Origin of the sequence: Agrococcus versicolor (assembly GCF_039531815.1) — a bacterium.
GTDB lineage: Bacteria > Actinomycetota > Actinomycetes > Actinomycetales > Microbacteriaceae > Agrococcus > Agrococcus versicolor.
The window spans coordinates 204,274-225,850 of record NZ_BAAAQT010000006.1 but is presented as its reverse complement, the minus strand read 5'-3'; the positions used below and the strand labels follow the sequence as shown (position 1 = coordinate 225,850).

22 protein-coding genes are annotated in these 21,577 nt (G+C 72.3%); 6 read left to right on the top strand and 16 right to left on the bottom strand.

Annotation, left to right across the window (positions count from 1 at the left end; all coding sequences use genetic code 11):
* The first annotated feature begins 130 nt into the window (after window positions 1-130).
* Window positions 131-1,249: an ABC transporter ATP-binding protein gene (locus ABD249_RS09375; protein WP_344342883.1), complete on the top strand. Its 1,119-nt coding sequence runs from the start codon at window positions 131-133 to the stop codon at window positions 1,247-1,249.
* 82 nt (window positions 1,250-1,331) lie between these two features.
* Here ABD249_RS09375 and ABD249_RS09370 read toward each other — a convergent pair whose 3' ends face one another.
* Window positions 1,332-2,090 (bottom strand): DsbA family protein, encoded by a 759-nt coding sequence (locus ABD249_RS09370; RefSeq protein WP_344342881.1) that lies wholly within the window; start codon window positions 2,088-2,090, stop codon window positions 1,332-1,334.
* A gap of 52 nt (window positions 2,091-2,142) precedes the next feature.
* Between ABD249_RS09370 and ABD249_RS09365 the strand changes: the two genes are divergently transcribed.
* Complete coding sequence (locus ABD249_RS09365) at window positions 2,143-3,462, top strand: DUF4032 domain-containing protein (protein ID WP_344342879.1); 1,320 nt, start codon at window positions 2,143-2,145, stop codon at window positions 3,460-3,462.
* An 11-nt stretch (window positions 3,463-3,473) separates the two neighbouring features.
* Here the strand turns inward: ABD249_RS09365 and rlmB are convergent, their stop codons facing one another.
* Entirely contained in the window at window positions 3,474-4,463 is a 990-nt protein-coding gene (gene rlmB, locus ABD249_RS09360) for a 23S rRNA (guanosine(2251)-2'-O)-methyltransferase RlmB (RefSeq protein ID WP_344342877.1), read from the bottom strand.
* The gene (cysS, locus tag ABD249_RS09355; protein WP_344342875.1) at window positions 4,460-5,875 is read right to left on the bottom strand and encodes a cysteine--tRNA ligase; all 1,416 of its coding nucleotides are present in this window, start codon (window positions 5,873-5,875) and stop codon (window positions 4,460-4,462) included. The genes rlmB and cysS overlap by 4 nt, the downstream gene beginning before the upstream one ends.
* Before the next feature lie 121 nt (window positions 5,876-5,996).
* Here cysS and ABD249_RS09350 point away from each other — a divergent pair, with 121 nt between their 5' ends.
* Window positions 5,997-6,911: a sugar-binding transcriptional regulator gene (locus ABD249_RS09350; RefSeq protein ID WP_344342873.1), complete on the top strand. Its 915-nt coding sequence runs from the start codon at window positions 5,997-5,999 to the stop codon at window positions 6,909-6,911.
* A gap of 25 nt (window positions 6,912-6,936) precedes the next feature.
* Here ABD249_RS09350 and ABD249_RS09345 read toward each other — a convergent pair whose 3' ends face one another.
* On the bottom strand, window positions 6,937-7,395 hold the full coding sequence (locus ABD249_RS09345) for a PTS sugar transporter subunit IIA (RefSeq protein ID WP_344342871.1): 459 nt from the start codon (window positions 7,393-7,395) through the stop codon (window positions 6,937-6,939).
* Between the two features lie 132 nt (window positions 7,396-7,527).
* Here ABD249_RS09345 and ABD249_RS09340 point away from each other — a divergent pair, with 132 nt between their 5' ends.
* Window positions 7,528-7,809, top strand: coding sequence for a PTS sugar transporter subunit IIB (locus tag ABD249_RS09340; protein ID WP_344342869.1), 282 nt, complete (start codon window positions 7,528-7,530; stop codon window positions 7,807-7,809).
* A 63-nt stretch (window positions 7,810-7,872) separates the two neighbouring features.
* Window positions 7,873-9,330 (top strand): PTS galactitol transporter subunit IIC, encoded by a 1,458-nt coding sequence (locus ABD249_RS09335; RefSeq protein WP_344342867.1) that lies wholly within the window; start codon window positions 7,873-7,875, stop codon window positions 9,328-9,330.
* Window positions 9,331-9,545: 215 nt separating this feature from the next.
* Here the strand turns inward: ABD249_RS09335 and ABD249_RS09330 are convergent, their stop codons facing one another.
* From ABD249_RS09330 to ABD249_RS09285, 10 genes are all read right to left on the bottom strand, one after another.
* Window positions 9,546-10,841 (bottom strand): dihydrolipoamide acetyltransferase family protein, encoded by a 1,296-nt coding sequence (locus ABD249_RS09330; RefSeq protein ID WP_344342865.1) that lies wholly within the window; start codon window positions 10,839-10,841, stop codon window positions 9,546-9,548.
* Window position 10,842: 1 nt separating this feature from the next.
* A complete protein-coding gene (locus ABD249_RS09325) occupies window positions 10,843-11,907 on the bottom strand; it encodes an alpha-ketoacid dehydrogenase subunit beta (protein ID WP_344342863.1) in 1,065 nt (354 codons plus the stop codon).
* Window positions 11,904-12,896: a thiamine pyrophosphate-dependent dehydrogenase E1 component subunit alpha gene (locus ABD249_RS09320; protein WP_344342861.1), complete on the bottom strand. Its 993-nt coding sequence runs from the start codon at window positions 12,894-12,896 to the stop codon at window positions 11,904-11,906. The genes ABD249_RS09325 and ABD249_RS09320 overlap by 4 nt, the downstream gene beginning before the upstream one ends.
* The gene (locus tag ABD249_RS09315) at window positions 12,896-14,239 is read right to left on the bottom strand and encodes an NAD(P)H-dependent oxidoreductase (RefSeq protein WP_344342859.1); all 1,344 of its coding nucleotides are present in this window, start codon (window positions 14,237-14,239) and stop codon (window positions 12,896-12,898) included. The genes ABD249_RS09320 and ABD249_RS09315 overlap by 1 nt, the downstream gene beginning before the upstream one ends.
* A 141-nt stretch (window positions 14,240-14,380) precedes the next feature.
* A complete protein-coding gene (locus ABD249_RS09310; RefSeq protein ID WP_344342857.1) occupies window positions 14,381-14,767 on the bottom strand; it encodes a transcriptional regulator GutM in 387 nt (128 codons plus the stop codon).
* A gap of 2 nt (window positions 14,768-14,769) precedes the next feature.
* Window positions 14,770-15,144, bottom strand: coding sequence for a PTS glucitol/sorbitol transporter subunit IIA (locus tag ABD249_RS09305; protein ID WP_344342855.1), 375 nt, complete (start codon window positions 15,142-15,144; stop codon window positions 14,770-14,772).
* Between the two features lie 38 nt (window positions 15,145-15,182).
* Window positions 15,183-16,238, bottom strand: coding sequence for a PTS glucitol/sorbitol transporter subunit IIB (gene srlE / locus ABD249_RS09300; RefSeq protein ID WP_344342853.1), 1,056 nt, complete (start codon window positions 16,236-16,238; stop codon window positions 15,183-15,185).
* 2 nt (window positions 16,239-16,240) lie between these two features.
* Window positions 16,241-16,837, bottom strand: coding sequence for a PTS glucitol/sorbitol transporter subunit IIC (srlA, locus tag ABD249_RS09295; protein WP_344343916.1), 597 nt, complete (start codon window positions 16,835-16,837; stop codon window positions 16,241-16,243).
* A gap of 266 nt (window positions 16,838-17,103) precedes the next feature.
* Window positions 17,104-18,318: a 2-C-methyl-D-erythritol 4-phosphate cytidylyltransferase gene (gene ispD / locus ABD249_RS09290; protein WP_344342851.1), complete on the bottom strand. Its 1,215-nt coding sequence runs from the start codon at window positions 18,316-18,318 to the stop codon at window positions 17,104-17,106.
* A 105-nt stretch (window positions 18,319-18,423) separates the two neighbouring features.
* A complete protein-coding gene (locus ABD249_RS09285; protein WP_344342849.1) occupies window positions 18,424-18,906 on the bottom strand; it encodes a CarD family transcriptional regulator in 483 nt (160 codons plus the stop codon).
* A 152-nt stretch (window positions 18,907-19,058) separates the two neighbouring features.
* On the opposite strand from ABD249_RS09285, the gene ABD249_RS09280 reads away from it, so the two are divergent.
* The gene (locus tag ABD249_RS09280) at window positions 19,059-19,550 is read left to right on the top strand and encodes a hypothetical protein (protein WP_344342847.1); all 492 of its coding nucleotides are present in this window, start codon (window positions 19,059-19,061) and stop codon (window positions 19,548-19,550) included.
* An 82-nt stretch (window positions 19,551-19,632) separates the two neighbouring features.
* On the opposite strand, the gene ABD249_RS09275 is transcribed toward ABD249_RS09280, so the two are convergent.
* Both ABD249_RS09275 and ABD249_RS09270 read right to left on the bottom strand, forming a co-directional pair.
* A complete protein-coding gene (locus tag ABD249_RS09275; RefSeq protein WP_344342845.1) occupies window positions 19,633-20,316 on the bottom strand; it encodes a response regulator in 684 nt (227 codons plus the stop codon).
* Window positions 20,313-21,458: a sensor histidine kinase gene (locus ABD249_RS09270; protein ID WP_344342843.1), complete on the bottom strand. Its 1,146-nt coding sequence runs from the start codon at window positions 21,456-21,458 to the stop codon at window positions 20,313-20,315. Before ABD249_RS09270 ends, ABD249_RS09275 begins: the two co-directional genes overlap by 4 nt.
* Window positions 21,459-21,577: the final 119 nt, after the last annotated feature.

Genomic DNA, 21,577 nt, shown 5'->3' with positions numbered 1-21,577 from the left:
CAGGATACGGGGCATTGCTATGAGGAACCGCGCGCCGTGTGCGAGAGTGGCTGGCACACGGGACTGCGAGGTCCCGCTTCCATTCACGAAGGATCGTCCGGCACGTACCTGCCGGTGAAGGAGGACGACGATGGCGTCTGTCACGTTCGACAAGGCAACCCGGCTCTACCCGGGCGGCACCCGCCCCGCGGTCGATGCGATCGACCTGGAGGTGGCCGACGGCGAGTTCCTCGTCCTCGTCGGCCCGTCCGGCTGCGGCAAGTCCACGACGCTGCGCATGCTCGCGGGGCTCGAGGAGGTGAACGACGGTCGCATCCTCATCGGCGACCGCGACGTCACCGACATCCCCCCGAAGGATCGCGACATCGCGATGGTCTTCCAGAACTACGCCCTCTACCCCCACATGACCGTGGCGGAGAACATGGGCTTCGCGCTGAAGATCGCCGGCGTCAACAAGGACGAGCGCGCCGAGCGCGTGCTCGAGGCCGCGAAGCTGCTCGACCTCGAGCCCTACCTCTCGCGCAAGCCGAAGGCCCTCTCGGGTGGTCAGCGCCAGCGCGTCGCCATGGGTCGCGCCATCGTGCGCCAGCCGCAGGTCTTCCTCATGGACGAGCCGCTGTCCAACCTCGACGCGAAGCTGCGCGTGCAGACGCGCACGCAGATCGCGTCGCTGCAGCGCCGCCTGGGCGTCACGACCGTCTACGTCACGCACGACCAGACCGAGGCGCTCACGATGGGCGACCGCATCGCGGTGCTCAAGGACGGCATCCTGCAGCAGGTCGGCACGCCGCGCGACCTGTACGCGAGCCCCGCGAACGTCTTCGTCGCCGGCTTCATCGGCAGCCCCGCCATGAACCTGCTGCAGCTGCCGACGAACGACCAGGGCATCCTGTTCGGCGAGCACGTCGTGCCGATCCCCCGTGAGACGCTCGCGAAGGCGAAGCAGGTCACGGTCGGCATTCGTCCCGAGGACCTCACGATCGCGACGTCGGGCCCCGGCCTGCCGATCCGCGTCGACCTGGTCGAGGAGCTCGGCGCGGACGGCTACCTCTACGGCACGGCGCAGACGGAGACGATCGTCGACGCGTCGGAGCTCGTCGACACCGAGGCCGAGACGCCGACGGAGGGCGTGAGCCTCGTCGCTCGCGTCGACGGCCGCAGCCACCCGCAGATCGGCGACCACATCTTCGTGACGCCGGACCCGGAGCACCTGCACCTGTTCGACGCGGAGACCGGCGAGCGTCTCTGACGCGAGGCACCACGCACGAGGCGGGGCGGGACCACACGGTCCCGCCCCGCCTCGTTCGCGTGCGGCGCTCGGCGCGTCCGGGTCAGCCGCGAGCGGCGTCGACCGCTGCCGCGAACGCCGCCGCGTCGGCCGGGTCGCCGCCGTAGGTCTCGCCGTCGATCAGGATCGTCGGCGTGCCCGTGAGCGGCTCCGACCGGCCGGGCAGCGGCTGCGTCGTGGCCGTCGACGTCGCGACGTCGACGAACCCTCGGTAGGCCACGTCGCGCACGGCGGCGGTCAGGGCATCCGACTGCGCGCCCGCCGACGCGGCGACCGAGAGCAGCTCGTCGTCCGCGAGCCCCGCCGTCTGCTCGGCCGGCTGGTCGGCGAAGAGCGCGCGCAGCACGGCGGGCGTCGCATCGGGGTGCAGGTCGGCGACGGCGGCGACGAGGTTCGCCGCGCGCGTGGAGTACTCGGTGCCGAGCGAGAGCCGGTCGAGGAACGAGATGGGATGCGTCTCGAGCGCGACGTCGCCCGCGGCGACCGCCTCCTCGAGGTAGGCGCCGTTCGCCGCCTCGAACTCGCCGCAGTACGGGCACAGGAGGTCGACGTAGACGACGACGTGGACCCGGTCGCCCACGTCGGCCGTCGGCACGGGTGCGGCCGCGGCCACGGGCGTGAGCAGCACGCCCTCGTCGGTCTCGACGATGCCGTGGCTCGCCATGTTCGCGGGGAAGCCCTCGGTCTGCGCGGCCTCGCCCACGGGGGCGGCGCCGACCGTGGGAGGCGGCGTCGCGACGCAGCCGGCGAGCACGAGGGCTGCGGCGAGGGAGGTGGAGGCGAGGGCGGCGAGACGGCGCATCCGCACCACGATAGGCCACGCATCCCCATGCGCCCTGGCTAGGCTTCGATGCATGAGCGGCAACCTCCGGATCACGTCGGCGCTCATGGACGCGACCCTCCTCGAGATGCCCTGGCACGTCCCCCTCGACGAGTGGCCCGACGACGTCGTCGTGACGCTGCCGAAGGGCATCTCGCGGCACCTCGTGCGCTTCGCGCACCTCTCGGGACGCGTCGTGGCGCTCAAGGAGACAAGCGACGAGATGGCGCGCGGCGAGTACGACATGCTGCGCAGGCTGCAGCGGCTGCAGGTGCCGTGCGTCGAGCCGCTCGCGGTCGTGGCGGGCCGCGTCGACGACGCGGGCGAGCCGCTCGACACCATCCTCGCGACGCGGCACCTGAAGTTCTCGATGCCGTACCGCGCCCTCTACTCCGGCTCGCTCAAGGTCGCGACGGCGCAGCGCCTCGTCGACGCGCTCGCGCTGCTGCTCGTGCGCCTGCACCTCGTGGGCTTCTTCTGGGGCGACGTGTCGCTGTCCAACACCCTCTTCCGGCGCGACGCCGGCGCGTTCGCCGCGTACCTCGTCGACGCGGAGACGGGCAAGCTCTACCCGAGCGGGCTGTCGCGCGGGCAGCGCGAGAACGACCTCGAGATCGCGCGCGTCAACATCGCAGGCGAGCTGCTCGACCTGCAGGCGGGCGGCCGCCTCGACGACGGCCAGGATCCCGTCGACGTCGCGGGGTCGATCGTCGCGCAGTACCGCGAGCTGTGGGCGCAGCTCACCGAGGTCGAGCAGTTCGACCAGGCGGAGCGGTGGCGCATCAACGAGCGCGTCGAGCGGCTCAACGCGCTGGGCTTCGACATCGAGGAGCTGCAGATCCGCACCGACTCCGAGGGCACGAGCGTGCGCATCCAGCCGAAGGTCGTGGACGCCGGCCACCACCACCGGCGCCTGCTGGGCCTCACGGGCCTCGACGCCGAGGAGAACCAGGCGCGTCGCATGCTCAACGACCTCGACCAGTTCGCCGCGTCGCAGCGCCGGCGCGACCCCGACGCCGACGACGAGCAGCTCGCGCACGACTGGCTCGTCACGCGCTTCGAGCCCGTCGTGCAGTCGGTGCCGCGCCACCTGCGCGGCAAGTTCGAGCCGGCGGAGATCTTCCACCAGGTGCTCGAGCACCGCTGGTACGTCGCCGAGCGCGAGTCGCGCAGCGTGCCGCTCGCCGAGGCCGTGCAGTCGTACGTCGTCGACGTGCTCGAGCATCGGCGCGACGAGGCCGCCGTGCTCGGCGTCTCGACGCAGACCATCCCCATCCGCATCGTCGGCCCCGGCGGGCTGCCGATGGGCGACGACGACGACGAGGACGAGGTCGACTGGCGCGACCTCGTCTGACCGCCTGCGCGTCAGGCGGTGCGGCGGCGCGCCACCTCGTAGAGCGTCACCGACGCCGCGATGCCGGCGTTGAGCGACTCGGTCGCCGCCGTGATCGGGATCGAGACGATCGCGTCGCACGTCTCGGCGACGAGGCGCGAGAGGCCCTTGCCCTCGCTGCCGACGACGATCGCGATGGGGCCGTCCGCGAGCTCGAGCTCGTGCAGGCTCATGTCGCCGTCGCCGTCGAGGCCGATGACGAACACGCCCTCGGCCTTGAGGTCCTCGAGCGCGCGCGTGAGGTTCGCCGCGATCGCGACGGGCGTCCGCGCGGCGGCGCCGGCGCTCGTGCGCCACGCGGCGGCCGTGACGCCGACCGAGCGACGCTGCGGCACGATGACGCCGTGCGCCCCGAACGCCGCCGCCGAGCGGATGATGGCGCCGAGGTTGCGCGGGTCGGTCACGCCGTCGAGCGCGACGAGCAGCGCGGGCTGCTTCGCCTTGCGCGCGCGCTCGAGCAGGTCGCTCGGGTGCGCGTACTGGTAGGGCGGCACCTTGATGGCGATGCCCTGGTGCACGGTGTCGGGGCCCGAGAGCCGATCGAGCTCCGGCCGCATGACCTCGAGCACGGGGATGCCGCGCGACGTCGCGAGCTTGAGGATCTCGCGCACGCGCTCGTCGACCTCGATGCGGGCGGCGACGTACAGCGTCGTCGCGGGGATGCGGGTGCGCAGCGCCTCGAGCACGGCGTTGCGACCGGTGACGAGCTCGGAGTCGTCGCTCGCGCTCGTCGGCTTGCGGTGCCGCGGGGGCTGCTGCTGCTGCGTCGGGCGCCCGCTGCGCGCCTGCGCCGCCTCGAGGCGGTCCTTCGCGGCCTTGCGCTGGCCGGCGGGGTGCCAGGCGCGGTCCTCGGCCTTCGGCGTCGGTCCCTTGCCCTCGAGCGAGCGACGGTTCTTGCCGCCGGTGCCCTTCGTGGCGCCCTTCTTGCCTCGGGGGCGCTGCGGCTTGTTGCTGCTGCTCATGCGATGCTCCAGGTGGTGTCGTCCTTGCCGTCCGCGACCGCGATGCCCGACGACGACAGCGCGTCCCGGATGCGGTCGGCGGCGGCGAAGTCTCGTGCGTCGCGCGCGGCGCGACGGTCGGCGATGAGGGTCTCGACGAGTCGGCCGAGCGCGGCCTCCGCCGCACCGCCCTCCGCGACGGCCCATGCGGGGTCGGAGGGGTCGAGGCCCAGGACGCCGAGCATGCCGCGCACCGCGGAGGCGGCGTCGAGCGCCGCCCGCTCGTCGCCGGCGTCGATCGCGGCGTTGCCCGCGCGCACGGCGTCGTGCAGCGCGGCGACGGCCTGCGGCGTCGACAGGTCGTCGTCCATCACGGCCGCGAACGCGGCGGGGACCGCCCCGACGGCGACGTCGCCCAGGCGTCCGGCGCGCTCGAGGAAGCCCTCGATGCGCGCGAACGCGGCCTCGGCCTCCGCGAGCGATCCGTCGGCCAGCACGCCCTCGACCGTGCGGACGTCGATCGCCGAGCGGTAGTGGGGCGTCGCGAGGAAGTAGCGCACGACGATGGGCCGGGCGCTCGCGAGCAGGTCGGCGGCGAAGATCGAGTTGCCGAGCGACTTCGACATCTTCTCGCCGTCGACGTTCACGGTGCCGTTGTGGCTCCACACGCTCGCGAAGGGCAGGCCGGCGGCGCTCGACTGCGCGAGCTCGTTCTCGTGGTGCGGGAAGCGCAGGTCGAGGCCGCCGCCGTGCACGTCGAACGCGTCGCCGAGGTAGCGGCGGGCCATCGCCGAGCACTCGATGTGCCAGCCGGGTCGGCCGGCGCCCCACGGCGACGCCCACGAGGCCGATGCCGGCTCGTCGTCCTTCGACGCCTTCCACAGCGCGAAGTCGCGGCTGTCGCGCTTGCCGCGCGGATCGGCGTCGCCGGCGGGCTCGAGGTCCTCGAGCCGCTGGCGCGTCAGGGCGCCGTACTCGCTCCAGGAGCGCACGTCGAAGTAGACGTCGGCCGAGCCGTCGAGCGCCGGGTAGGCGTGGCCGCGCTCGACGAGCGTCTGGATGAGCTCCTGCATCTGCGGGATCGACGCGGTCGCGCGCGGCTCGTACGTCGGCGGCAGGATGCCGATCGCGCGGTACGCGGCCGTGAACTCGAGCTCGACGCGGTAGGCGAGCGCGAACCACGACTCGTGCCCCGTCGCGTTCGCGAGCACCTTGTCGTCGATGTCGGTGACGTTGCGCACGAGCGTCGTCCGCAGACCGCGGTGCTCGAGCCAGCGACGCCAGACGTCGTAGGCGAGCGCGCTGCGAAGGTGGCCGACGTGGGGGCTCGACTGCACCGTGGGACCGCACACGTAGAACGAGACCTCGCCCTCGCGCACGGGCGCGAGGTCGACGATGCGCTGCGCGCGCGAGTCGTGGATGCGGATGGTCACCGGGAAAGCCTATGCGGCCCGCTGACCGGATGACGCCTGGGTGCTGCGTCGGGACGTAGGATCGGCGGACACCCGACGACGAGGGAGTCCGATGCCGTCCGCCCGCTCGCAGGAGACGCTCGTGCGCGCAGCGACCCTGTACTACGTCGACGGGCTGTCGCAGGCCGAGGTGGCCGAGGCGATCGGCGTCTCGCGATCGAACGTCTCCCGGGTGCTCGCCGAGGCGCGCAAGGCCGGCATCGTCACGATCACGATCACGGATCCCTTCGGTCGCGCCACCGACCTCGAGCAGCTGCTGCAGCAGCGCTTCGGGCTGCGCGAGGTGCGCGTCGCACGCGGAGCCGACGACGAGCTCGGCCGCGTCGGCCTGCTCGGCGCCGAGTGGCTCGAGCGCGAGGCGCCCCACGAGGGCGCCATCGCCCTGTCGTGGGGTGCGAGCGTGCAGGCCGTCGTCGACGCCGTGGAGCCCGGTCGCTCGCGGCCTCGGCTCGAGGTGCTGCCGCTCGTCGGCGGGCTGTCGATCGTCGACTCCGCGCAGGACGGCAACGTGCTCGTGCGCTCGCTCGCGACGCGGCTGGGCGCCGGGCACCGCCGCCTGTACGCCCCCGCCGTCGTCGAGTCCGCGTCGCTGCGCGACGGGCTGCTGCGGGAGTCGACCATCGGATCCGTGCTCGAGGCCGCCGCACGGGCGCAGATCGCGATCGTCGGCATCGGCGTCGTCGGGTCCGGCGCCTCCGCGGCGATCGTCGAGTCGACGAACCTCTCCGACGAGGAGCGCGCCGAGTTCGAGGCGAGCGGCGCCATCGGCGACTGCTGCACGCGCTTCTTCGACGCCTCCGGCACCTACGTCGACTCCCCCGTCGACCGCCGCGTCGTCGCGATCGAGCTCGACGCGCTGCGCGGCATCGAGTCGGTCGTGGCCGTCGCCGTGGGCGCGCAGAAGGCGCGTGCCGTGCGTGCGGCGCTCTCGCGCGACCTCGTCGACGTGCTCATCGTCGACGAGCCGCTCGCGACGGCGCTGCTCGCCGAGGCGTAGGCGGCGGCGGCGTCGCCCGGCTCGGCTAGGCGTCGAGCAGCGCGTCGAACGCCGCGGCGAGCCGCTCGGGGGTCTCCGCCGCCCGCAGCGTCGTCTCCCAGCCGTCGCGCTGCACGATGTCGACGAGGGTCGTCAGCACCTCGACCTGCGCGTGCGCCTCGGTGACGAGCAGCGCGACGACGACGTCGACGTCGATCCGGTCGTCGGCCGTGCCCATGACGCCGAACGAGACCGGCCGAGCCAGCGTCGCGACGGCGAAGCCCGCCTCGCGCACGTGGGTCGGGTCGGCGTGCGGGATCGCGACGGCCACCGCGGTCGGCAGACCGGTCGGGTACGCGAGCTCGCGTCGCACGAGCGCGTCGGGGAACGTCGGCTCCGCGTGGCCCGCCTCGACCGCGAGCGCGGCGATGCGCCGCAGCGCGTCCTCGGCGTCGGCCGCCTCCAGGCGCACGGCGCACGCCGTCGGCAGCGCCTGCATCGTCATGTCACCCATCGGCCGACCTCTCGCTCACGGATGACCCCATCTTGCGGCACAGATGTGCGCGCCGCACGCACGATCGCGAGATCGGTGCCAAGATCATGCCATCCGTCCCGGACGATGCGAAGGAGCATCCCCATGAGCACCAAGCGCATCCTCGTCATCTGCGGCACCGGCGTCGCGACCTCCACCGTGGTCGTGCAGAAGGTCCGAGCATTCTGCGAGTCGGAGGGCATCCAGGCGACGATCTCGCAGGGCGCCGTCGCCGACCTCCTCACCGGCACCCCGAACGCCGACCTCATCGTCGCGACCACCCAGGTGCCCGACAGCGTGCAGATCCCCGTCGTCGCGGGTCTGCCGTTCCTCACCGGCATCGGCGTCGACGGCGTGCACCAGCAGCTGCGCGCCCACCTCGCCTAGCCCGCATCGCCGCGGCCTCGGCCGCACCCCTCCCCTGTCACCGTAGGAGCGAAGGAGCTTCTCATGGACGCGTTCACCGACATCCTCAGCGAGGTGAGCGGCTACCTCAGCACGCTCGGCGCCTCGATCACCCTGCCGTTCCTCATCGCGATCTTCGGCCTCATCCTCGGGCAGAAGGTGCCGCAGGCCATCCGCGCCGGTCTGCTCATCGGCGTCGGCTTCATCGGCATCAACCTCGTCATCGGCCTCATGGGCACGCAGGTCGGACCCGCCGCGACCGGCATCGCCGAGAGCCTCGGCGTCAACCTCACGACGATCGACGTCGGCTGGCCGTCGTCGGCGGCCATCGCCTTCGGCTCGACGGTCGGCGCGATCATCATCCCGCTCGGCCTCGTCGTCAACATCGTGCTGCTCGCCACGGGCCTCACGCGCACGTTCAACATCGACCTGTGGAACTTCTGGCACACCGCGCTCGTGGGCGCGCTCGTGGCAGCGGTGACCGAGTCGTTCTGGCTGGGCATCGCCGCCGCAGCCGTGCACATGACGGTCGTGCTCGCGCTCGCCGACCTCTCGGCCCCGTGGATCCAGAAGTACTTCGGCTTCCCCGACATCTCCTTCCCCCACGGCACCTCGGTGCCGTACATCGCCTTCGCGGCGCCGCTCAACTGGCTCTTCGACCGCATCCCGGGCTTCAACCGCCTGCACGCCGATCCCACGACGATCCAGAAGCGCTTCGGCGTCTTCGGCGAGGCGATGATCCTCGGCTTCGTCCTCGGCATCCTGCTCGGCATCCTCGGCTTCGGCTTCGACGACCCGCGCGGCGACTCGATCGCCATCCTCACGCTCGCCGTGAGCCTCGCGGCCGTCATGGTGCTGCTGCCGCGCATGGTGTCGCTGCTCATGGAGGGCCTCATCCCCATCTCGGAGTCGGCGAAGACCTTCGTCGAGCGCCGCTTCCCGGGGCGCAAGTTCTACATCGGCCTCGACGCCGCCATCGCGGTCGGCCAGCCGGCCGTGCTCGCGACGTCGCTCGTGCTCGTGCCCGTCACGGTCGTCGTCGCCGTCGCCCTCGCGCCGCTCGGCAACACGGTGCTGCCGCTCGTCGACCTCGCGACCATCCCGTTCATCGTCGCGATCATGGTGCCGATCTTCCGCGGCAACATCGTGCGGTCGGTCATCGGCGGCGCGATCGTCATCGGCATCGGCCTGTTCATCGCCACGGCGACGGCGGGCTCGTTCACGCAGATCGCCCAGTCGGCCGGCTTCGAGCTGCCCGACGGCGCGACGCGCATCTCGTCGCTCGTCGACGGCGCCAACCCGCTCACGGGCCTCTTCTTCGGCGCGTCGCAGATGGGCGGCTGGACGATCGGCGTCCTCGCGGTGCTCGCGCTCGGGTTCGCCTTCGCGGTCTCGCGCGTCGAGCGTCGCCGCGACGTCGCGCGCAAGGCCGCGGCCGAGGCGGAGCTGGAGGCGACGCAGCGCGAGCGCGCCTCCGAGCCGCCGCAGCCCGCCGAGGCGTAGCCCGCCGAGGCTGCAGCGCGAGGCGCGAGGCGCTTCGCAGGCGGGGGTGCGAGGGGGATGCTCCCTCCGCACCCCCGGATCGCCTGCGACGCGCCACGCGCGACGCACGACAGACGGCACGACGAAGGGGCCCACCGCTCGGTGGGCCCCTTCGTCGTGCTGCGGGCGTCGTGCTGCGGGCGCCGGCGTCGTGCTGCGTGCGCCGGCGCCGCGCGTCAGCCCAGCAGGGCCGGGTTCGCCGTGAGCTCGCGCATGCGCTGCAGCACGCGTGCCGCATCGGCGCCGTCCGCGACGCGGTGGTCGAGCGTGAGCCCCACGGTGCACTGCAGGCGCGGCCCGAACGAGCCGTCGGGGTGCACGAGCAGGCGCTGCGCGATCGAGCCGGTCGAGAGCGCGGACGACTGCGGCGGGGTCAGGAGCGCGTTGAAGCGCTCGATGCCGAAGCCGCCGAGGTTCGACAGCACGCTCGTGCCGCCCTGCAGGCGGTCGGCGGGAAGGGTGCCCGCACGCGTCTGCTCGACCGTCTCGCCGATGGCCGCCGCGAGTGCCGCGAGCGTGCCGCGGTGCGGGTCGACGAACACGGGCGCGATGAGGCCGTTCGGGCTGTCGACCGCGAGCGCGATGCCCACGTGCACGTTGGCGACGGGACCGTCGTCCGTCCACGTCTGGTTCACGGGCGCCGACTCGGCGAGCGCCTGCGCCTGGATGCGCATGAGGATCGCCGTCCAGCTCGCGCCGCCGAGGTCCGTCTTGCGCACGGCGTCGAGCCTCGACAGGTCGAGGTCGACGTAGGCGGTGAACTGCGGCACGAGCGCCGAGGCGTCCATGACCCGAGCGACCGCCATGCGCGTGCGACGACGGCGCGCCGCCGCGGGGTCGCTCGGCGACCGCGGACGGCTCGGCGCCTGCGCGGCAGGAGCCGCGGCCGGTGCCGGCGCGGATCCGCCGGCAGGGGGTGCTGCCGGCACCGGCGCGACGGGGGGCTGCGGCGGCGCTGTCGCGAACGCCGCCGCAGGCTGGGGCGCCGACGCCTGCTCGACGTCGGCGACGGTGATCGCACCCCAGCGGCCCGTGCCCTGCACGGTGCCGAGGGCGACCCCGGAGGACTGCGCGAGCGTGCGGGCCGCCGGCACGGCGGCGGGCCAGTCGGCCGCACCGCCCGCGGGGGCCTCGGGGGTGCTCGCGGGCTCGGCGACGGCATCCGGCACCGGCGCCGCCTCGACGGCGTCGCCCGAGGGCGCGTCGAAGAGGCCGCCGAGCAGGTCGTCGCTGTCGGAGGCGATGTACGCGATGGGGTCGCCGACGGCGACGACGTCGTCGGGCTCCGCGACGATGCGCGCGAGCACGCCGTCGTAGGGGCTCTCGACCTCCATGTCGACCTTGTCGGTCGTCACCTCCGCCACGGCCTCGCCGCTCTTCACGGCGTCGCCCGGCTGCTTGAGCCAGACGACCATGGTGCCCTCCTCCATGGTCATCGACATCTTGGGCATCGTCAGCGCGAGCTCGGGCATGTCACCACTCCCGCACGAGGGCGGTCGCGGCCGCCACGATGTCGTCGACCTGGGGCACCACGGCGCGCTCGAGCTTCGGCGCGTACGGGATGGGGACGTCGAGGCCCGACAGGCGGCGGATGGGTGCGCGCAGGTGCACGAACGCCTCCGACTCGGCGATGATCGCCGAGACCTCGCTCATGAAGCCGAGCGTCTGCACGGCCTCCTGCACGAGCAGGGCGCGGCCGGTGCGGATGACCTCGGCGAGGATCGTCTCCGAGTCGAGCGGCGTCAGCGTGACCGGGTCGACGACCGTCGCCTCGATGCCCTGCGCCGCGAGCAGCTCGGCGGCCTCGAGCGAGCGCTGCACCTCGACGCCGGTGGCGACGATCGTGACGTCGCCGCCCGTGCGCCGCACGGCGGCCTTGCCGATCGGCGTGCGCACGTCGCCCGTGCGCACCTCGAACGTCTGCTTGTAGAGCAACTTGTGCTCGATGATCATGACGGGGTTCGGGTCGTCGAGCGCGGCGAGCAGCAGGCCCTTCGCGTCGTCGCCCGAGGCGGGCATGACGACCTTGAGGCCCGGGATGTGGGCGAACCACGACTCGAGCGACTGCGAGTGCTGCGCCGCGGCGCCCGTGCCCGAGCCGCCGGGCGCGCGGATGACGAGCGGCACGCTCGCCTCGCCGCCGAGCATGAAGTGGATCTTCGCTGCCTGGTTGGCGATCTGGTCCATCGCCTGCGCCGTGAAGTCCGAGAACTGGATCTCGACGATGGGCTTCATGCCCGTCATGGCGGCGCCGACGCCGAGGCCGACGATGCCGAGCTCCGAGATCGTCGTGTCGCGGATGCGGTCGGTGCCGAGGTCGTCGACGAGCGTGCCCGTGACGCCGAAGGCGCCGCCGTAGCGGCCGACGTCCTCGCCCATCATGAAGACGGACGGGTCGCCCTCGATCGCGATGCGCAGCGCGTCGCGGATCGCCTCGGCGTAGGTCATCTCGGTCGTCTCGGCGCCCGGGCGCGCGCCGAGGCCCACGGGGTGCTCGGTGCCGGCGCCCGCGTCGACGCGCTGGTCCTGCATGGTCATCGCATGGCTCCCTGGGTGGTCGCGAACACGGCGTCGAGGAGTCCCTCGGGCGTCGCGTCGGGCGCGGCGGCGGCACGCTGCACGGCGGCGCGCAGGTCGTCGCGGACCTCGTCGCGCACCCGCTGCACGTCCTCCTCCGTGAGCGTCCCGGCCTCGGTCACCGTGCGCTCGAAGCGCGCGATGGGGTCGTTCGACTCGCGCCACGACTCGATCTCGTCGCGCGTGCGGTAGAGGTTCTTGTCGCTCTTCGAGTGCCCGCGCCAGCGGTACGTCTCGGCGACGATGAACGTGGGGCCCTCGCCGGCGCGCGCGCGAGCGACGGCGGTCTCGACGGCGTCGTGCACCGCCTGGACGTCGTTGCCGTCGACCGTGACGCCCGGGATGCCGTAGCCGTTCGCACGGTCCGACAGCCGCTCGAGCGGGAAGGCCTTCGCCGACGACATCGACATGCCGTAGAGGTTGTTCTCGCAGAGGAAGACGACGGGCAGCTTCCACATCGCGGCGAGGACGACGCCCTCGTGCCAGGCGCCCTCGCCCATCGCGCCGTCGCCGTGGAAGCAGACGGCGACCTGGTCGGTGCCGCGCATCTGGGCGCTGAGGCCCGCACCCGCCGCGATCGGCACGCCGCCGGCGACGATGCCGTTGGCGCCGAGGTTGTTCGTCGCGGCGTCGGCGATGTGCATCGAGCCGCCGCGCCCGCGGCAGTAGCCGGTCTCCTTCGCGAGGAGCTCGGCCATCATGCGCTCGAGGTCGGCGCCCTTGGCGATGCAGTGGCCGTGGCCGCGGTGCGTCGACGTGATGTAGTCGTCGCGACGCAGCGCGAGGCACGCACCCGTGGGCACGGCCTCCTGGCCGATCGACAGGTGCATGGTGCCGTGCATCATGCCGCGGCCGTAGAGGTCCTCGACGGCCTCCTCGAAGCGCCGGATGCGCCACAGCGTGCCGAGCGCCTCGATGGCGAGCTCGCGGTCGTGGACGATGTCGACCATCAGCGGGCTCCGGCGCCGGCGAGCGCGCCGAGGTCGATCGGGGCGGATCCACCGTCGAGCACGCCGGCGGCGAGCAGGGCGTCCTGCAGCTTGCGCAGCAGCACGATCGTGCGGCTCTCGTCGAGCGTGACGTCGTCGTACGTGATCGCGGTGCCCTTCGCGACGTCGCGCACGAGCGTCGCCGCGCTCGCGAGGCCGATGGGCAGCTCGCGGTTGGCGCGGGCCTCCGCAGCCGGCACGGCGTCGCCGTAGACGTGCTCGCCGCCGATGCCGTCGATGCGCTCGCCCGCGACGAGGTCGCGCTTCGCCATCGCCGAGACGTCGGCCTTCCAGGCGCGCGGTGCGAGCGAGGGCTCGCCGTCGATCATGACCTCGCCGATCGACAGCACGGCCTCGATGGAGGCGAGGTGGTACGGACGGTAGAACGAGAAGTACGGGCCGACGCCCATCTTCAGGTACGAGAGCTCCTCGTGGACGACGGGGTGCGTCGCCTTGCCGATGACGAAGACGCCGGGGGCGACGTCGCCCGTGGCGTAGTCGACGACGCCGCTCGCCTCGAGGATGCCGCCGTCCTCGATGGGCTTGAAGACGTCCTGCAGGGTCTTGACGCTCGCCTCGGGGCCGTGCATCGAGCGACGCGTGAGCTCGAGGCCCGTCGCGTTGGCGAGGTCGGCCATCTCGATCATCGTCTTCGTGCCGTCGACGAACGAGCAGAGCATGCGCGGGTTCATGCCCTTGCGCTCCGCCTCCTCCGCGAGGCTCGTGGGGGTGGCGTCCTGGTGCAGCGGGTTGTTCTTGCCCTTGCCCGCCATGACGACCTCGAGGCCGATGTCCTCGACGAACTCGACGAGCTTGAGGCACTCGACGGGCTCGTCGCCGCGGCACACCGTGTAGATCGCGCCGGACTGCTTGGCGACGGCCTGCAGCAGCAGGCCCACCGTCACGTCGGCCTCGACGGTCATGAGCGCGACGTGCTTGCCAGCGAGGAGCGAGGCGAGGGCCACCTTGGCGGCGACCTCGGGGACGCCCGAGACCTCGATGACCATGTCGACGGGGAGTCGCGTCAGCGCGAGCCCGTCGTCGAGCACGACGTGGCCGCCGGCCTCGATCGCGGCCGCGAGCGCGGCCTCGTCGCCGCGGGTGACGTCGTCGATGCCCGCCTTGCGCAGGGCGTCCTCGGCGCGCTCGATGGCGACGTCGGCGACGGCGACGACGTCGACGCCCTTCTGCCGCGCGATCTGCGCGATGAATCCGGTGCCCATCTGGCCTGCGCCGACGAGTCCCACGCGGACGGGGCGCCCGAGGCGCTGCTCCCGCTCCACGAGCCGCTTCGTGTATCCCATTTGGTCTCGACCCTTCTCGGTCCGATTCGCAGCGAGTGCACATTCGTGCATGTCGTCGCGCACATTGTTGCTTTGAGCATAGCGGGTCGATGCCGGCCCGCGGGGGACGCCCGTGCAGCGCACGGGTGGTGCGTCAGCGCCTCAGCGCTTCTTCCGCAGCGTGCGGTACTGGGCGATCGCCGACTCGACGGCCTCGCCCAGGTGCTTGTCCTTCGCGCGATCGCGCGCGGACGACAGGGATCCGAGCAGCTCGGGACGAGGGCGGAAGCGAGCGAACACGCTCGCTCCCACCATCGCCTCGGCCGCCTCGATGCGCGACGACGACGAGTCGACGACGAGCAGCACCACGGCGCCGCGGAGCCAGCCCTTGCCGCGTCCGGAGACGAGGAAGGACTCGCGGGCTCCCTGGTGCTCGGCGACCATGCGTCGCGTCGCCCGCTGGTACGAGAAGTGCTGGAAGAGGCTCAGGCCGATGCCGAGCAGCAGCACGACCAGCAGGACGATGCCGAAGCGGCCGTCCAGCTCCATCGTCAGGCCCTGCGCTCGATCGCCACGCGATCGCCGTCGACGACGGCACCGAGCTGCCCGTCGACGAAGACGGCGCCGGGCAGGAGCGCCTGGTCGTCCGCCGGGTCGCAGTACAGGACGATGTGACCGAGCTCGCGGAGGTTCGAGCCCGCGAGCTCGCCCGCCGCCCGCACCGTGAGCTCGGTCGCGCCGAGCACGACGACGTCGCCGGGCTGCGGGGCGAGGTCCACGTCGGCGGCACCGCCCGAGTGGACGATGCTCACCTCCGCGAGGGCATCCGGGCACGGCTCCCCGAAGAGGATGACCACCCCCGCGTCGATCATGTCCTGGGCATCCGCCCCGATCCTCGTCACCGTCGCCTCGTACAGCGTCGTCATCGCGCTCGACATCCCTTCGTCTCTCCTTCGTCGTCCGACTAGACCAGCAGGAAGCTGACGAAGTACGCCAGCACCACGGCCAGTGGCGACGTGACCATTCTCGAGAACAGCACCGCCGGCACGCCGATCGACACGGTCTCGGGCTTCGCCTCGCCGAGCGCGAGGCCCACGGGCACGAAGTCGCAGCCGACCTGGCCGTTGATCGCGAACAGCGCGGGCAGCGCGTACGCGACCGGCAGGGCGCCGATGCCGATCTGCGCGCCCATGAGCACGCCGACGACCTGCGCGATCGCGGCACCGGGGCCGAGGATCGGGGACAGGAACGGCAGGCCCGTGATGACGCCGAGCAGGATGAGGCCGAGCGGGTTCGACGCGAGGGGCGTGACGCCCTGCGCGATGAGGTCCGACAGCCCCGTGTAGGTGACGAAGCCGATGAGCAGGCTCACGTACGCCATGAACGGGATGATCGTCTGCAGCACGAGGGTCAGCGCCTGGCGACCCGACGACAGCAGCGTGTTGATGATGCCGCCGATGACGCCGCCGAACGACGTCGCGATCCGCGAGAAGACGCCGATGAAGCCGCCCTGCTGGTTCGCGTTCGCCTCGGCCTTCGCCGCGGCGATGCGGTCGGCGCCGACGCGGCTCGCCTTCGGGTCGGCCGTGAGGTCGAGCGCGTTGGTGGCCTGCGCGGGCGCGGCCGAGGCCGACACCTCCGCACCCTCGCCTGCGAGGGTCACCTGCTCGACGCCCACGGCCGAGACGAACACGTCCGGCGTGATGAACTGCGCGAGCGGGCCCGAGGGCTCGCCTGCGTAGACGTCGACGGTCAGCATGCGCTTCTTGGGGTAGACGCCGATGCGGGCGGTGCCGCCGCAGTTGATGACCACCGCTGCGACGCGGTCGTCCGGGATGCTCGTCGTGAAGCCGTCGACGGCCTCCGCACCCGTGAGCTCGGCGAGCCGGGCCGCCACGGGGTGGATGCCGCCGCCGGTCACCGAGAGGATGACGTTCTTCTGCTCGTCGGGGGCGACGACGAAGCCGGGGCCCCATCCGCCGCTGCCCGCGGAGACGCGGGCGCTCTGGTAGTCGCTCATGGTCAGGCCGCCTTCTTGGCCAGGCGAGTCGCACGTGCCTCGGCGAACTCGCGGTCGTAGCCGTCGAACACCTCGGTGAGGCCCTGTCGACGGATGAGGAAGCGCGTGATCGCCTCGGTGATGAAGCCGCGGAAGAAGATCACGACGATGCCCGTGAGGAAGTAGAGGATCGCGAGGACCGGGTACTTCTCGGGCTCGGCCTGCAGGACGCCTGCCGAGATGCCTGCCCACACGAACAGCTCGCCGCCGTTGGCGTGCGGGAAGAACGTGGTGACGGGGTGCACGAACGAGACGGCCGAGTCGTAGAAGGCGGGCTTCTGCCGCTCGGGCAGGTAGACGCCGAACGAGTAGCACATCGGGTTCGTGAGGAGGATCACCGCGAGGATCGGCATGAGCGTGTAGCGGGTGATCGCATACCGCGCGGAGAACTGCACCGCTCGCGTCATGCGCGCCTCGCCGACCCAGGTCGTGATGGCGTACATGAGCGTGAGCAGCACGATGAGCGTCGGGAGGATGCCCGTCACCAGGCCGACGAAGGCCTCTCCTGATGCCTGGAAGAGCCCGATGAAGTGGGTGGCGATCCAGGTCAGCACCTGCATCACGGGGTTGTCGCTAGCCGGCACGGGCGGCGCATCTGCTGCCGCCAGTCTGCCGAGGGACGCTGCTTCGAGCATCGGCCCACCTTTCCGCCGATGCTGCTGTGCATCGGCGACCAGGTCGTCGAGAGGCTCGACGACACGTCGTTGTGTATGGTTTGCACGTTCGTGCAGATGTTGCTTCACGAACGTGCTGCGCATGTCTACCACGCCGCAACCGGGTCGACAACACCGCCTCCCCGACACGCCGCGATCGGGGCACGGCCGCGTCAGTCGAGGTGCGGACCGGCGGGCTGCGACGTCGCGGCGCGCACGAGCGCCGTCGCGATGGCCGCCACGCCCTCGCCGCGGCCGGTGAAGCCGAGCGCGTCGGACGTCGTGCCCGCGACGCTCACCGAGGCGCCGAGCACGGCCGACAGGTGCGCCTCGGCCTCGCGCCGACGCGACGCGATGCGCGGACGCTCCCCCACGACCTGCACCGAGACGTTGACGAGCTCGTAGCCCTCGTCGCGCACGAGTCGCAGCGCCTGCGCGAGGAAGACGTCGCCGTGCGCGCCCTCCAGCCGAGGGTCGGCCGTGCCGAAGACCTCGCCGACGTCGCCGAGCCGCACGGCCGAGAGCATGGCGTCGCAGATGGCGTGCGCGACGACGTCGCCGTCGGAGTGGCCCGCGAGCCCCGGCTCGCCCGGCCAGCGCAGCCCCGCGAGCCACAGCTCGGCGTCGGGATGGAAGGCGTGGACGTCGGTGCCGGTGCCGATGCGGATCGTCGCCGACGGATCGCGCTGCAGCATCTCCTCCGTGCGGCGCAGCTCCCACGTCGTCGTGATCTTCGATGCGAGCTGGTCGCCCGCGATCACGCGCACGGGGTGGCCGATGTCGCTCACGAGCGCCGCGTCGTCCGTGTGGTCGCTCGTCGCGCGCGCATGCCCCTCCTCGAGCCACGCGCGCGGGAAGCCCTGCGGCGTCTGCACCGCGGTGAGCTGCGAGCGGTCGAGGGTCTCGGCGACGCGGTCGTCGGGCCCGAGCCGCTTGACGGTGTCGGACACGGGCAGACCCGTGATGACGCCCTCGCCCGTGCGCTCGACCTCGGCGGCGACGGAGTCGAAGATGACCGCGGGCGTCATGGGCCGTGCGGCGTCGTGCACGAGCACCGTCGCGACGGTCGGCGCGAGATGGCCGAGCGCGATGCGCACCGACTCCTGGCGCGAGGCGCCGCCGACGACGATCGACGACCGCTCGACGTCGAGGCCGGCGACGCCGCGCACGAGCTCGCGGGCGATCGCCTCGTGGCTCGGCGGCACGGCGACGACGACCTGCGGATGGCTGCGCATGCCGGCGAGCGACTCGAGCGCGTGCGCGAGGATCGGCCGACCCGCGAGATGCACGAAGGCCTTGGGCTCGCCGCGCCCGAGCCGGAGGCCCTCGCCGGCCGCGAGGAGGATGACCGCGACGGTCGGTTCGGGCGCACTCGACGGGTCGGTCACGCAGACGACTCTACGAGGCCGGGGAGGAACGGACGCCCATGCGCCCGCCAGGCGCGCCTCGCCGGACGCGCGCGCCCGAGGGCAGCGCGCGCCGGACGTGGCGCGTCAGGACGCGAGCACCTCGTCGAGGACGTTGCTCGCAGCCTCCTCGTCGGTCTTCTCCGCGAGCGCGAGCTCGGAGACGAGGATCTGCCGCGCCTTCGCGAGCATGCGCTTCTCGCCGGCGGAGAGGCCGCGGTCCTGGTCGCGACGCCACAGGTCGCGGACGACCTCGCTCACCTTGATGACGTCGCCGGAGGCGAGCTTCTCGAGGTTCGCCTTGTAGCGGCGGCTCCAGTTCGTGGGCTCCTCGGTGAAGGGGGCCTTGAGGACCTCGAACACCTTGTCGAGCCCCTCCCTGCCGATGACGTCGCGCACGCCGACGAGCCCCACGTTGTCCGCGGGCACCTCGATCGTGAGGTCGCCCTGGGTGACGTTGAGCTTGAGGTAGACCTTCTCCTCGCCCTTGATCTTGCGCTTCTTCACCTCGGTGATGGTGGCAGCACCATGATGGGGATAGACGACGGTCTCGCCGACCTCGAAGTTCATAGGATTTGGCTCCTCGATTGCACAGACTCTTGATTCTACCACCCGTCGCTGGCATGATCCCCGCCACGTCGGCAGGAGCGGCTCGGACGGGCATCGGGGCCCCGCTAGACTCGTGCTCGTCGATCGTGCGTGGAATCGAAGGAGCAGCACCCGTGAAGTCCCGTCTCGCCGCCGTCGCGGCCGCACTGGTCGCGACCGCGACGCTCGCAGGCTGCAACTTCACCACCCCGCAGGCGACCCAGTACCAGTACGACGCCGCGGACGGCGTCTCGGGCGCGACGGGCCCCGTCGACATCCGCAACGCCGTGCTCGTCGCCGACGACGACCTCTCGAGCCTCGCCGTGACCTTCGTGAACTCCGGCCCCGCCACGACGCTCGTCGTCACGGTCGGCACCGAGGAGCAGGAGATCGACCTCGACGAGGGCGTCACGGCGTTCGGCTTCCCCGAGCAGCAGCTCGTCTTCACGAGCCCCCTCACCGTCGGCTCCCTCGAGGACGTCGTCTTCTCGGCCGACGCCGCCGAGCGCGCCGCCCTGTCGGTCCCCGTCTTCTCGATCGAGACCGCCAACTGGTCGAGCTACGGCCCCGTCGCACCCGAGGAGTCCGAGCCCGAGCCCTCGGTCGTCGAGACCCCCGCGCCGTAGCGGCGCCCACGCACCACGCTCGAGGGGGCGGCATCCATCACGGATGCCGCCCCCTCGGCCGTGCGGGATCGTGCAGCGGGCCTCAGCCCTCGAAGCGGTAGCCGAGCCCGCGCACCGTGAGCAGCTGCTGCGGCTCGGACGGGTCGAGCTCGATCTTCGAGCGCAGGCGCTTCACGTGCACGTCGAGCGTCTTCGTGTCGCCGAAGTAGTCGCTCCCCCACACGCGATCGATGAGCTGGCCGCGCGTGAGCACGCGGCCGGCGTTGCGCATGAGGTACTCGAGCAGCTCGAACTCCTTGAGCGGCATCGACACCGACTGCCCGGCGACGCTCACGGTGTGACGATCGGCGTCGAGTCGCACGCGCCCCGCCTCGACGATCGCGTCGCCGTCGTCCTCCTCCGCCTCGACGCGGCGGCGCAGCACGGCGCGGATGCGGGCGAGCAGCTCGCGCGTCGAGTACGGCTTCGTGACGTAGTCGTCGGCGCCGAGCTCGAGCCCGACGACGACGTCGACCTCCGAGTCCTTCGCCGTGAGCATGATGATCGGCACGTTCGAGCGCGTGCGGATCGTGCGGCACACCTCGGTGCCGGCCATGCCGGGCAGCATGAGGTCGAGCAGCACGAGGTCGGCGCCCTCGGCGTCGAACGACTCGACGGCGTCGAGGCCGTCGGAGACGTGGTGCACCTCGTAGCCCTCGCGTCCGAGGAGGTAGGCGAGGGGCTCGGCGAGCGCGATCTCGTCTTCGACGAGGAGGATGCGGGTCATGCGGCTCCCTGAGCCTCGGGCTGCGCGACGGGCAGGCGCAGCGTGAACGTGGATCCCTGGCCGGGCTTCGACCAGAGCTGCACCTCGCCGCCGTGGCTCACGGCGATGTGCTTCGTGATGGACAGGCCGAGGCCCGTGCCGCCCGTGACGCGCGAGCGCGCCGGGTCGACGCGGTAGAAGCGCTCGAACACGCGGTCGGCGTCCGCAGGTGCGATGCCGACGCCCTTGTCGGTCACGCTCACCTCGACGAGGTCGCCGTTCAGTCGCGCGCCGACGCCGACATGCGAGCCCTCCGGCGAGTACTGCACGGCGTTCGCGACGAGGTTGTGCAGCGCCATGACGAGCATCGACTCGTCGCCGAGCACCGTCGCGGCGTCGACGACGCGCGTCGAGATGCGGATGCGCTTGGCCTCGGCGGCGACGCGCACCGCGTCGATCGCGCGATCGACGACCGCGTCGACCTGGACGCGCTCGGGGTCGTCGAGCGGGTCGTCGTCCTGCACGCGCGAGAGGTCGATGAGCTCCTGCGTCAGCGCGCCGAGCCGCGCCGCCTCGACCATGAGGCGGTTCGCGAACGCGCGCACGCGCTCGGGCTCGTCGGCGGCGGCGTCGATGGCGTCGGCGAGCAGCGTCACGGCGCCGATGGGGGTCTTCAGCTCGTGGCTCACGTTCGCCACGAAGTCGCGGCGGACGCCCTCGAGCCGGATCTCGTCGGTGCGGTCGTCGGCGAGCAGCAGGATGAAGCGGGCGCCGATGGGTGCCGCGCGCGCCGAGAGGTGCCGCAGCTGCGCGTCGTCGAAGCGGCTCCTGCGCAGCTCGACCATGCGCTCCTCCGCCTGCCCCGACGTCCGCGCCGCCTGCACGAGCTCGGCGAGCTCGGCGTTCGCGAGCCCGCGGTCGGCGACGAGGCCCAGCGCGATCGCGGCCGGGGATGCGCGCAGCACGGTGTTGGACGCGTCGACCACGACGCCCGCGGACTCGAGCGCGCCCACCACGTCGGCGATGCCGTCGGGGATCGCCTCGCTCGCGAGCTGCAGCGCGCGCTGGCCGCGCGAGGCGGCGACGCCGCCGAGGTGCACGACGAGCGCTCCGAGGCTGAACCCGAACGCGAGCGCGAGCAGCACGATCCAGGTCGCATCCACGTCGCTCACGATACCGCCGCGCCATCGTGCACCCCTCGCGGTTCTCGGGCTGTTCAGCAAGGGGGCACGCGCTGTTCACCTCCGTCTGCGATGCTCGGCAGGTATGCCCATGCGGGGTT